The organism is Pontibacter deserti (genome assembly GCF_023630255.1).
GTDB classification, from domain to species: domain Bacteria; phylum Bacteroidota; class Bacteroidia; order Cytophagales; family Hymenobacteraceae; genus Pontibacter; species Pontibacter deserti.
The window spans coordinates 298,080-309,857 of the sequence record NZ_JALPRS010000001.1 but is presented as its reverse complement, the minus strand read 5'-3'; the positions used below and the strand labels follow the sequence as shown (position 1 = coordinate 309,857).

The following is an 11,778-nucleotide window of genomic DNA, read 5'->3' as shown; positions in this document are numbered from 1 at the left end:
ATGTTTGTAGCTCTACCTGCATACTTTACTTACAAAAAACTGAGCATAGTTTTGGCAGCCATTCTGTTGCTTATACTTTCAGGGTGTGCCGGCACAAAGCGCATACCCAAAGATGATGCCCTGTTTACTGGTTTTAGTGTGAAAGTAGATGGCAAAAACGACAGCAGTAACCGCCAGAAGCTAATGCAGACAGAACTGTCATCCACGGTACGTCCTAAGCCTAACTTTTCTATACTTGGTATGCGGCCTAAACTGGCTATACACAACATGTTTTATACTGAGAAAGAGAAAGGTATAAAGCACTGGATACAAACCAAATTAGGAGAGCCACCTGTACTTATTTCTACAGTAGATACAAATAGTGTAAGCCAGGTAATGAGCGACCGCCTGCATAACCGGGGCTATTTCAACAACGCTGTAACAAGCAAAACCACTATCAAAAACAAGAAAGCAACTATAGACTGGACTGCCTCTGTAAGCGAGCCGTACCGCTTCCGTAAAATAGAGTATATTTTAGCTGATTCGTTGCCGGTGCACCAAGCTATTAAAGCTGCTCAGCCGGAAACGCTTCTTAAATCCGGAGACCCATACGACCTGGAAGCAATGACCGGGGAGCGCGTGCGCATTGATGCCAACCTGAAAAACAAAGGCTATTTCTACTTCAGCCCGGACCTGCTAATTTATAGTGTAGATACAACTGTCGGCAACCGGCAGGCTGATGTTTTGATGCGGCTAAAGAAAGATGTACCCAGCCATACGTTGCGGCCTTATACGATAGATGATATCTACATTTTTGCCAACTTTACCATAGCCGATAGCCTATCGGTAAGCGATACCATAGAATACAAAGGTTACCATTACATCCCGAATGAGAACTATGTAAGAGCGCGGCATCTGCTTTACGGTGTATTTCTGGAACACGATAGTCTGTACTCCCGCCAGGAGCATTTGCTAACTATAAACAGGCTTTCCGGTCTGCCTGCTTACAAATTCGTGAACATAGATTACAAACCGGATACAACACAGCAAGGTAAACTTGATTCCTTTATTTACCTCACCCCTGCTTTCAAGAAATCGCTGCGTCTGCATGGCAGATATGTAAATAAATCTTCCAACTTTTCAGGACCGGGATTATCAGTCTCGTTCCGGAACAGGAATGCATTTAAAGGCTCTGAGCTTCTTACAGTAGATTTTACAGGTAACTTCGAAAGCCAGGTAGGTGGCGGTGGCAACAACGAGACAACCCCTGAGGGCGAAGAAGTAACCAACAACAACCTTACCTCCTATGAGTTAGGGGTACAAACCACACTTACTATTCCGCGTATTGTATCGCCTTTTAAATTCAGGAACCTGCGCACCGAATTTGTGCCTAAAACACGTATTACTGCAGGTTTTAATTTCCTGAACAGGGTGCAGTATTACCAGATGAACTCTGTTAACGCCTCGTATGCTTACAACTGGCGCCCTAAACCTAAGTTCACGCACGATTTAACCCCGATAAACCTGCAATATGTACAGTTGGGCAATATTACTCCGGCATTCGAAGGAATACTGGAAGAAAACCCATACCTGCGCCGGAGCTTCGAGGACCAGTTTATTATAGGCTCGATGTACCAGTTCACGTATTCGAACCAGATGGAAACCAACCGTACGCACCAGTTCTTCTATAACTTTGTTCTGGATGGGTCAGGCAACCTGATAAATGGTCTGCAAACCCTGACCGGTGCTGAAGACCCGGAAGAAGATATGCCGCGTACACTTATTGGCAAGCCTTACTCCCAGTATGTGCTGACCGAGAATGACTTCCGCTATTACTTTAACTTTGGCAGAGAAAGCCAGATTGCAACACGTTTAATGGCAGGTATAGGGTATGCCCACGGAAACTCCACGGTATTGCCCTATGTAAAACAATTCTCTGTTGGCGGCCCTAACAGCGTCCGGGCTTATCGGGCCCGAAGCGTAGGTCCCGGTACCTTCGAGGATACTACTGCTACAAACATTTCTTACTTCGATCAGACTGGAGAAATTTTACTGGAAGGCAATATAGAATACCGTTTTCCGCTGGCTGGTTTTTTCAAAGGAGCGGTGTTTCTTGATGCCGGTAACGTCTGGATGCTCAGGGATACCTTTGACGATGAGGGGGAGCCCGACAGACCCGGCGGGAAATTTGAAGGCAATGAATTTTTAGCGGAACTAGCTGTAGGCACCGGATTTGGCTTGCGCATAGATGTCGAGTTTTTTGTAATAAGATTTGATTTAGGTATACCTGTGCGTGACCCGAGTAAGGATGCGGGTGAACGTAATGTGCTTTCAGATTTCAAGTTTGGGTTTAGCGGCGAAAATAGTATGATCCTGAACATTGCGATCGGATATCCTTTCTAGTATTTAAGCTGTCCATTTCTGGTTACAAACCTTATATTTGTTTATCCTTACATTAAGCTGAACAAATTTTAACCTTACATGCGCAACTATACACTATTTTTCCTGCTATGCTGCCTGCTGGCTACCAGTACTTCTTTTTCTCAAACTATAAAACTGGAAAAGAAAGTGGCGAAAGCCATGAAAAAGGCAGACTCCAAAGCTATTAAAGCCCATATCGATTACCTGGCAGATGATAAACTGCTGGGCCGCAAACCCGGTACTCCCGGTTACCAGATGGCGGTAGATTATGTGATCGATCAGTATAAGAAAACAGGTGTAGCTCCGGCTGGCGAAAACAACACTTACCTACAAACAGTACGACTGCGTCAGGCTACAACCGGAGCTGGTGCAAGTATAACAGCCATTAACGCCAAAGGTGAACAAACTGCCTTACATATTGGAAACGACGCAGTTATTTACCCAAACCCGGTGCTGCAGAACGTAACTATAGAAGCTCCCCTGGTATTTGCCGGTTACGGCATTTCAGCACCTGACCTGGGCTATGATGATTATGCTGGAATAGATGCAAAAGGCAAGATAGTAGTGGTGTTCCGTGGTGCCCCTGAGAAGTTTGAAAGCACAGTAGCAGCCTATAACATGGACCAGAGCAATACGCTGAGAAATGCTGTGTTACATGGTGCTGTAGGTGTTATAGTTGTTGCGCCAAACGAGAAAGCCAAGTTGCCAAATCTGCAGAAAGGTGTTTACAGTGTTATGACGCCGGATGGTAAAGTTGGCGCATCTCGTACGTATGTTTCAGATAACATTAAGTTACTGGCCAACCTTAGCTACAACACACTGCAGCAATTCTTTAAACAAAGCAACCTTGACCTGGCAAAAGCACAGGAAAGTATAAAAGCTGGCAAACCGGCATCGGCAGCATTACAGGCAAGTATAAAAGCAACCTATACTTCCGGCTACCACGATTTTGAAAGCTATAATGTTGTAGGTAAGATCACAGGCTCAAATCCACAACTGAAAGACGAATATGTGGTGCATAGCGCTCACCTGGACCACGTAGGCATCGGAACTCCTGTTAACGGAGATTCTATCTATAACGGTGCTCACGATAACGCATCAGGTGTAGCAAGTTTACTTGAAATTGCGCGTATCTATAACCATGTTAAAGAAAAACCAAAACGATCTGTGCTGCTGGTGATGGTTACTGCTGAAGAAATGGGGCTATTAGGTTCTGCTTACTTTGCAAACTACCCTACTGTGCCATCTGATAAAATGATTGCAAACGTTAACACAGATATGCCTGCCATCATAGCCCCTCTGTTATCGGTGGTGGCACTGGGTGCGCAGCATTCTTCGCTGGCCAACCAGGTGGCGCAGGCCAGTGCTTATATGGGTCTAGGCGTTGAAGAAGACCCTGAACCGGACCAGAACCGCTTTATCCGCAGCGACCAGTATAGCTTTGTTGTGCAGGGCGTGCCTGCACTACATATTAAGTATGGCAATAAAACCAAAGACGGTAAAAACAACCTGGATGAGACCGTGAAGAAGTGGCGTGAAGAATACTACCACAAACCACAGGATGGACCAAATGGCATTTTTGATTACGATGCTGGGAAAAAGTATGCACAACTTAACTTCCTGATCGGGTACCTGGTAGCACAGCAAAACGAAAGACCAACCTGGAACCAGAACGATTTCTTTGGCACCAGAGCAGTACAGTAAAAGTATAGCTTAGGTATGGAAGTTTATACTTCTGCAAAAGCCACCTGTAATATGTGCAGGTGGCTTTTACTTTTAAACCATTTCACACGGCATATCCCCAGCTTTTAACCACCGTACAAACAGAACTATAAATAGCAGCAACAACTATAGTTCAGGTATGGCGGAAGATAAAAAGCACCTATGGTGGCAAAGCGGAATCATTTATCAGATTTACCCACGCTCTTTTCAGGATAGCAACGGCGATGGCATCGGCGACCTGAACGGCATCCGTCAGCGGCTAGACTACCTGCAATGGCTGGGCATCGATGCGATATGGATCTCTCCTATCTATCCATCGCCGATGGCAGATTTTGGCTACGACATATCAGATTATACTGGCATTCACCCGCTGTTCGGTACTATGGCCGACTTTGATAGCCTGCTTGAAGAAGTACACCGCCGGGATATGAAAATGATATTAGACCTGGTGCCTAACCATACTTCTGATCAGCATCCCTGGTTCCTGGAATCCCGCTCATCAAAAGACAACCCGAAACGGGACTGGTACATTTGGGAAGATGCCAAACCAGATGGCAGCGAACCTAACAACTGGCTTAGTGTATTTGGGGGCAGCGGCTGGGAATGGGATGAAAAAACTGGGCAATATTATTACCATGCCTTCCTAAAAGAGCAACCCGACCTTAACTGGCGCAATCCTGAAGTACAGAAGGCGATGTTTGATGCTATGCGTTTCTGGCTGGACAAAGGTGTAGATGGCTTCAGGGTAGATGTTATGTGGCACATGATAAAAGACAAACTTCTGCGCGACAACCCACCAAACCCTGACTATAAACCTGAGATGGCTACCTATGAGAAATTGACTCCTGCCTTCTCTACCGATCAGCCCGAAGCACACCACCTGGTGCGTGAAATGCGGAAAGTGACAAACGAGTACCAGGACCGTGTGATTATAGGAGAAATATACCTGCCCATCCAGAAGCTGGTAACCTATTATGGCATCAATGGGAATGGCGCACATCTCCCATTTAACTTTATGCTGCTAACACTGCCTTGGAATGCCCGAAAAATAGCGGCTCATATCGATGAATATGAAGGCGCCTTGCCTGAAAACGGCTGGCCGAACTGGGTATTGGGTAACCACGATAAGTCTCGCATTGCTACAAGGATCGGGATGGAGCAGGCACGGGTGGCGGCCATGTTGTTGCTAACGTTGCGTGGCACTCCCACTTTATACTATGGCGACGAGATCGGGATGGCAGATGTACCGATTCCGGAAGAGGAGATACAAGACCCGCAAGGGTTAAACATGCCCGGGCTGAACCTGAGCCGCGACCCTGCCCGCACACCTATGCAATGGGATGCTTCTGAAAATGCTGGTTTTACAACCGGCAAGCCCTGGCTTCGTCTGGCCGGCAACTATAAACAGGTAAATGTAGAAGCTGCAAAAGAAAATACGGAATCTATACTTGCGCTTTACCGCCAACTGATACAACTTCGCAGAAGTGAACCGGCTTTAAGTATAGGCGATTATATACCCGTTCAGGCTGAAGGCGATGTGCTGGCTTACCGCCGTGTGCACCAGGAAACTGACCTGCTGATTGTGTTAAATATGGGTAACAATAACTGCCCGTTTAAACCGAAGTACCTTACACCAAAAGGACAGATTATACTTAGCACAGAGGTCAAACAAGAAAACCACCAGGCAGATGAACAGCTAAACCTACAGCCAAACGAAGGCATGATTATCAGGTTAACAAATGAAGACTAAAAGGTAAACAGCAGCAAGTATAAAAGATTTTGCAGTACCGCAACATGATAGTATCTTAATGTTTTCATGTAACATGCAAAGTCAGTTTATACTTATGCGCTTTTACCTATTTCGTAGCCTTATACTGTTCTTTTGTGTGCTGTTTGCGGAAATAAGCCAGGCACAGCATACCTCAACATATTACCTGCTAAAACCAGACCGGGTGTTTGATGGCGAGAAGATGCATGATAACTGGCAGGTGTTGGTTAAAGGCGATACCATAGCAGCAATTGGGGTAATTACACGGGCTCCCGCAAACACTAAAATAATTGAGCTGAAGGGCACTACCCTGCTGCCAGGCTTGATTGAGGGACATAGCCATTTGTTTCTTCATCCCTACAACGAAACCCCCTGGAACGACCAGGTGCTGAAAGAATCGAGAGCAGAGCGAGTTGCCCGTGCTACCGTACATGCTAACAATACGTTACTGGCTGGCTTTACTACCGTTCGCGATTTAGGTACGGAAGGTGCAGGCTATGACGATGTCGGGCTAAAACAGGCCATTGAAAAAGGAGTTATACCTGGTCCGCGTATGCTGATCGCCACCAAAGCTATAGTTGCAACGGGTAGTTATGGCCCTAAAGAATTAAGCTATGAGATAGAGACTCCTATTGGCGCCGCTGTAGCCGATGGCACCGAAGGCCTTACCCGGGAAGTGCGTGAGCAGATGGGGAAAGGAGCCGACCTGATTAAAGTATACACCGATTACCGCTGGGGTTTAAACCAAGAAGCAGCTCCCACTTTTACACTGGAAGAAATTAAAACCATAGTGGAAGTGGCTGCAAGTGGTGGCAGAAAAGTAGTTGCCCATGCTTCTACCCCCGAAGGAATGCGCAGGGCTATACTTGCTGGTGTATCAACTATAGAACATGGCGATAATGCTACCACGGAAATTTACCGCCTCATGAAAAAGCATAACGTTGCGCTTTGCCCTACGTTGGCAGCCGGCGATGCTATAACCCAATACCGTGGCTGGAAGAAAGGAAGTGAGCCGGAGCCGGAACGAATACAGAAAAAACGTAAAAGCTTTGCTGCTGCCCTTAAAGCCGGAGTAACTATAAGCATGGGTGGTGATGCAGGCGTTTTTACCCACGGCGATAATGCCCGCGAAATGGAGATGATGGTCGACTATGGCATGAAACCGCTGGATGTGCTAAAATCAGCTACCTCTGTAAACGCGGATGTGTTCGGTTTAAGCAATAGTTTGGGGCGTATAAAAACTGGTTTACTAGCCGATATTATTGCTGTTCAGGGTAACCCTGCTACAAGTATAAGCGACATTCGTAAGGTAACTTTTGTAATGAAAGGCGGAGAAATCGTTCTGGGAGAATAAGTTATAACACCTCTCATCAATTCTTTATTTTATACCATTAAAGCTTACCAACACACGCCCTTAAATATTATCATTTTACTACGTATTCAAATCTAAACAACACTCCAACCACCTTAAATTATACAAAATTTAACTATAAAAAAATATACCATAATATAGTAGGTTATCAGGTTATTACAATTTATACTTGCACCAAATTATACCATTACCAGATGGTATAATCTGACTTTTAGCCAAGCCAGTAATGACCGATAGCCTAACCCAGGAATTTTACAGTTCTATTATACAGAACAGTCATGACATGATCACGATTTTAGATTCCGCCGGAATCTATAAATACGTCAGTAATTCAGTAGAACTACATTTTGGATTTAAACCATCAGAGCTGGTAGGTAATACCTCGCTTCATTTTGTGCACGCCGATGATCTGCCCTACGTGCTGCAGGTACTGGAGGCAATCCAGCATCAGAAGCAAATAAAAGTCAAACCGTTCCGATACCTGCACCAGAACGGTTCATGGCGGTGGCTGAGCCTGATTATAACCAACATGCTGGACAACCCGGCAGTAAATGGCTATGTAACCAATGCCCGTGATGTAACAGATGAAGTTGAGTCTGCAGCCTTGCGTGAAAAAAGCCAGGCATACTATAAAGCTCTCTTCTTTAACCATCCCGATCTTGTGTTAACGCTCAACGAAAAAGGTGTTATTGAAGAAAGCAACGCAAGTGTCTCACGAATTTCCGGTTACCTTTCAGAAGAAGCTATTGGCAAACATTTTACACAATTTATTCCCCCTTCAAATCTTGAGGAGGCATTACAGGCTTTTCGTAAGGTAATCGCCGGCGGTGCCCATACATTCGATACCAGAATCATCGACAAAGATGGCGGCCTGCTGGATATAAACGTGACACTGGTACCAGTCTGGCTGGGTAACCGGATAACAGCCGTACACTGCATAGCAAAGGATATTACGCAGGTTAAATTATCGGAAAAGCTACTTCAGGAACAGGCAACTCAGTTAAATAACATACTTGGAAGTATAACGGAAGCCTTTTTTGCGCTAAACAGGCAATGGTGTATTTCTTATGCCAATAACACATTTGCCACCTACTTTAACTTACCAGTACAGGCCATACTTAACAGAAATATCTGGATGGAGTGCCCGGAACTGGTGCGTACTATGTTTTACCGCAAGTGTATGGAAGTAATGGCTACCGGTGTTGCCATTGAAATGGAAGAATATATTGAGACAATCCAGGCTACCACACAGTACAAGATCTACCCTTTTGAAGACGGTATTGCGGTTTGTTTTACAGACATTACAGCCAAGAAAGCGGCGCAGGATGAACTCAACAAACTATCGCTGGTTGCCAGCAAAACAACCAACGGCGTTATCATAACAGATAACAAAGGCCGTATAGAGTGGGTAAATAATTCGTTTCTGCAGCTTACAGGCTATACCTTAGGAGAAATGCTGCACCAGGAACCGACTGCTATACTTCAGGGGCCAGAAACAGACCAGGACGACATCCTGAACATGAAGCGTATGCTTTGCCTGGCTATACCATTCTCCGAAGAGCTGCTTACGTACAAAAAGAACGGCGAAAAAATATGGATCGCGGCTGATATCACCCCGATCCTGAGCGAAAATGGTGAAGTAGAGAAATTTGTAGTGATTTACACAGATATCTCGGAGCGTAAGTTTGCAGAAGCCAAGTTACTGCAGATGAACGAAAACCTGGTAATGCAGAATCGCGACCTGCAGCAGTTTACTTATATTGTTTCGCATAATCTGCGTGCTCCGGTAGCCAACATGATGGGCCTTACCAGGATACTTCCAAAGCTGGATATATCATCTCAAAATTATACAATGGCGCTTGAGAACCTGGATAAATCTGCCCTGCGCCTGGATAATGTGATCTGCGACCTGAGCAAAATCCTTGCTGTTAAAAGCCCTGATAATACAGAAGCCATAGAGTTGGTAGATCTGCATTCCATCACCACAGAGGTGGTACACAGCTTACAGGAAACCCTTACTTCTATTAATGCAAGTATAGACCTGCAAACAGCCGAAGGAACATTATTTCATGCTAAGCGGGCTTATGTTTACAGCATACTGCACAACCTGATGACGAATGCTATAAAGTACCGCTCTGAAGACAGACCTTTGCATTTACAGCTTAGCATTAGCAAGAATACTGAAGGGATTAACGTGCAGGTGCAGGACAATGGCTTGGGGATGGATATGGAATTGGTGCGGCCGCATATATTTAAACTTTATAAGCGATTTCATGTACATAAAGAAGGAAAAGGACTTGGTTTATACCTTGTAAAATCGCAGGTAGAAGCTATGGGTGGCTCCATTGACGTGGAAAGTATAAAAGGCCACGGCACCACATTCCGGATACACTTCAAAACACCCCGCTATGATTGACAGGGCTTTCATTATAGATGACGATGAAATAAGCATTTTTCTGACATCGGTTATGCTCGAAACAGAATTATTTGCCCGTCATATTGAAAGCTTTGATAATGCCAAAGATGCCCTAATACAACTACGCAACAGTAACAATGAACTGCTGCCACAGGTCATTTTCCTGGACCTGAACATGCCGGTGCTCAGTGGCTGGGAATTTCTGGATGCCTTAACTGAAAACGAAGAACGGTATAAAGACAAATGCAGTGTTTTTATACTTACCTCGTCTGTAGACGAACAGGAAAAAGAGCTTGCCAAGCAATATAGGCTCGTAACCGGCTTTCTGCAAAAGCCGCTCGATGAGCGGGCAATCCGCCGTATAAAGAGTCGTATCTAACCCAGCATCGCACTAAGCCCCGTGGTTTCAGGGAAATGGTTTTTCTCAAACTCGCTTTCCGGAATCGCTTCTATATACTGCACCAGCAGGCGGTTATACCCTTGCATAGGTACAAGTGCAACTGTTGCCCGCAGTACACGATCAACAGCCCTTAATTTATCGTACCAAACTCCCGAGGTGACTTTATAGAAAAAGAAGTAATGCTCTTCATCTATCAGTTCATAACCGGCAAATACCAATAATCTGGCAGGTATAGTTTCCAGCTTGTCCAGTTCATGCACATAGTAGGTAATAAGTTGATTCAGCTTAAGATTTCCTTCTTCAGCCAAAAGGGGCAGCACCTGGTTGTTTTTGAAAGCTTCTGGGGTGTAGCTAATGGGTAAGTCAGCTATCAGTTCAGAAAAGTAAGTAAATAATAGGTCGTTCAAGGTTGTAGAGGTAAAGTGAAACGATCTTGGAACCAGTTGTGGTCCTATCAGCAAACTAAACAGCTCATACCAAAGTTCACTTTAAAACAGAACAGTTTGTGCGTTCCAAAGAATAGTTTCTATGGTTTTATTGTTATAATACCATTAATAAATAAGCCGTTATCAACTCTATAATAACTGTACTTACTCATTCCACAACTTTAAAATGCCTGAGCTAAAACCAAATTAAGGTATAGGAAAAGAAACACTGGTAAAGAAGAGATTGCAGCATTATACAATGTTGGTTGTGAACGCAGCAAAAAACTACAATTGATAAAAAAATTAAAGCCACTTAAAAAAGTGGCTTTAAAATAAGTAACCTTATTGAAATTCTTTCAGGTCAGCTAAACACAAAATGAAGTCTTAAATAATATTAAGCTTAAGGTATAGCTGCCTTTCTTATTTAAGCTCTTTAAGCAGCTTCCTTGATTTTACACGCAGCGAAAACCAACCATAGTTGTTACGCAAGCGCTCAAAATTATTGCCTTCTACAATACCGTTAGGGCCTGTCTGTGTCAGTGCATCAACCAGATCTTCATCTTTCACTACAAAATCATCTTTTACAAGACCATAACTGATAAACGAACAGTTAAGACCGTTATCGCTGTTTTTTAATAACATAGTCTGGCTGCTTTCCAGCCCTTTTTTTAGTCTATCTAACTCTTCCATTTCAATTAACATGATACTTTCTATACAAGGCAAATAATATGATAGTTCATTTTTTTATAAAATTAGTTACAATTTTATAATCCTTTCTTATACTTCCCTGCTTTATTGGTGAAAGGGCCATTTCATGAGTTAAATGGTATCAATTCAGCAGTAGCAGGTTTAATGTATAAGGTTCCCGTTAACCATACCGGCAGATTTCCGTTATCAAAACATATACAGAACAGAAAAAATGACCTCCATACATAATGCAACCGATGCAGATTTAAGGCAGTTGGTATTTAAGAAAGATCACGTTATAGTAAAGTTTATCGACGAAGAGTGTAAAATCTGCAAGGCACTGGCTCCTTCCTTCGAGTCGCTGGCTCTCCTGCCTAAGTATAAAGAAGTACTTTTTCTGCGGATGGATGCAAAAGTAAATCCTGTATCATCGAAGGAAGTTAAATTCAGTAGCTCACCTTTTATAGCCACTTATAAAAAAGGCATTTTGCTTGATTGCGGTGTTGTAACTGATATACAAGGCATTACAGAAATGTTGGACCGGTTACTGGTATGAGCCTTTTCCCTTAGCTTATACTTGGTCTTTAA

The 11,778-nt window shown here is 44.0% G+C and carries 9 protein-coding genes; 7 read left to right on the top strand and 2 right to left on the bottom strand.

Annotated elements, in window-relative coordinates; translation table 11 throughout:
- The 6 genes from tamL (at position 1) to MJ612_RS01300 (ending at position 10,057) form a co-directional block, all read left to right on the top strand.
- Positions 1-2,382: a translocation and assembly module lipoprotein TamL gene (tamL, locus tag MJ612_RS01325; protein WP_187028709.1), complete on the top strand. Its 2,382-nt coding sequence runs from the start codon at positions 1-3 to the stop codon at positions 2,380-2,382.
- Positions 2,383-2,460: 78 nt separating this feature from the next.
- Complete coding sequence (locus MJ612_RS01320) at positions 2,461-4,104, top strand: M28 family peptidase (protein WP_187028707.1); 1,644 nt, start codon at positions 2,461-2,463, stop codon at positions 4,102-4,104.
- Between the two features lie 157 nt (positions 4,105-4,261).
- Positions 4,262-5,872 carry an alpha-amylase family glycosyl hydrolase gene (locus MJ612_RS01315; protein ID WP_187028705.1) on the top strand — a complete coding sequence of 537 codons (1,611 nt, stop codon included), beginning with the start codon at positions 4,262-4,264 and terminating at the stop codon, positions 5,870-5,872.
- Between the two features lie 94 nt (positions 5,873-5,966).
- The gene (locus MJ612_RS01310) at positions 5,967-7,244 is read left to right on the top strand and encodes a metal-dependent hydrolase family protein (protein WP_187028703.1); all 1,278 of its coding nucleotides are present in this window, start codon (positions 5,967-5,969) and stop codon (positions 7,242-7,244) included.
- A 244-nt stretch (positions 7,245-7,488) separates the two neighbouring features.
- Positions 7,489-9,678 carry a PAS domain-containing sensor histidine kinase gene (locus MJ612_RS01305; RefSeq protein ID WP_187028701.1) on the top strand — a complete coding sequence of 730 codons (2,190 nt, stop codon included), beginning with the start codon at positions 7,489-7,491 and terminating at the stop codon, positions 9,676-9,678.
- Positions 9,671-10,057, top strand: a complete 387-nt coding sequence (locus MJ612_RS01300) for a response regulator (protein WP_187028699.1) — start codon at positions 9,671-9,673, stop codon at positions 10,055-10,057. The genes MJ612_RS01305 and MJ612_RS01300 overlap by 8 nt, the downstream gene beginning before the upstream one ends.
- Here MJ612_RS01300 and MJ612_RS01295 read toward each other — a convergent pair.
- The gene (locus MJ612_RS01295; RefSeq protein ID WP_187028697.1) at positions 10,054-10,485 is read right to left on the bottom strand and encodes a hypothetical protein; all 432 of its coding nucleotides are present in this window, start codon (positions 10,483-10,485) and stop codon (positions 10,054-10,056) included. The genes MJ612_RS01300 and MJ612_RS01295 overlap by 4 nt on opposite strands.
- A gap of 438 nt (positions 10,486-10,923) precedes the next feature.
- Complete coding sequence (locus MJ612_RS01290; protein WP_250419010.1) at positions 10,924-11,145, bottom strand: hypothetical protein; 222 nt, start codon at positions 11,143-11,145, stop codon at positions 10,924-10,926.
- 277 nt (positions 11,146-11,422) lie between these two features.
- Between MJ612_RS01290 and MJ612_RS01285 the strand changes: the two genes are divergently transcribed.
- The gene (locus MJ612_RS01285) at positions 11,423-11,746 is read left to right on the top strand and encodes a protein disulfide isomerase family protein (protein ID WP_187028693.1); all 324 of its coding nucleotides are present in this window, start codon (positions 11,423-11,425) and stop codon (positions 11,744-11,746) included.
- Positions 11,747-11,778 lie beyond the last annotated feature (32 nt).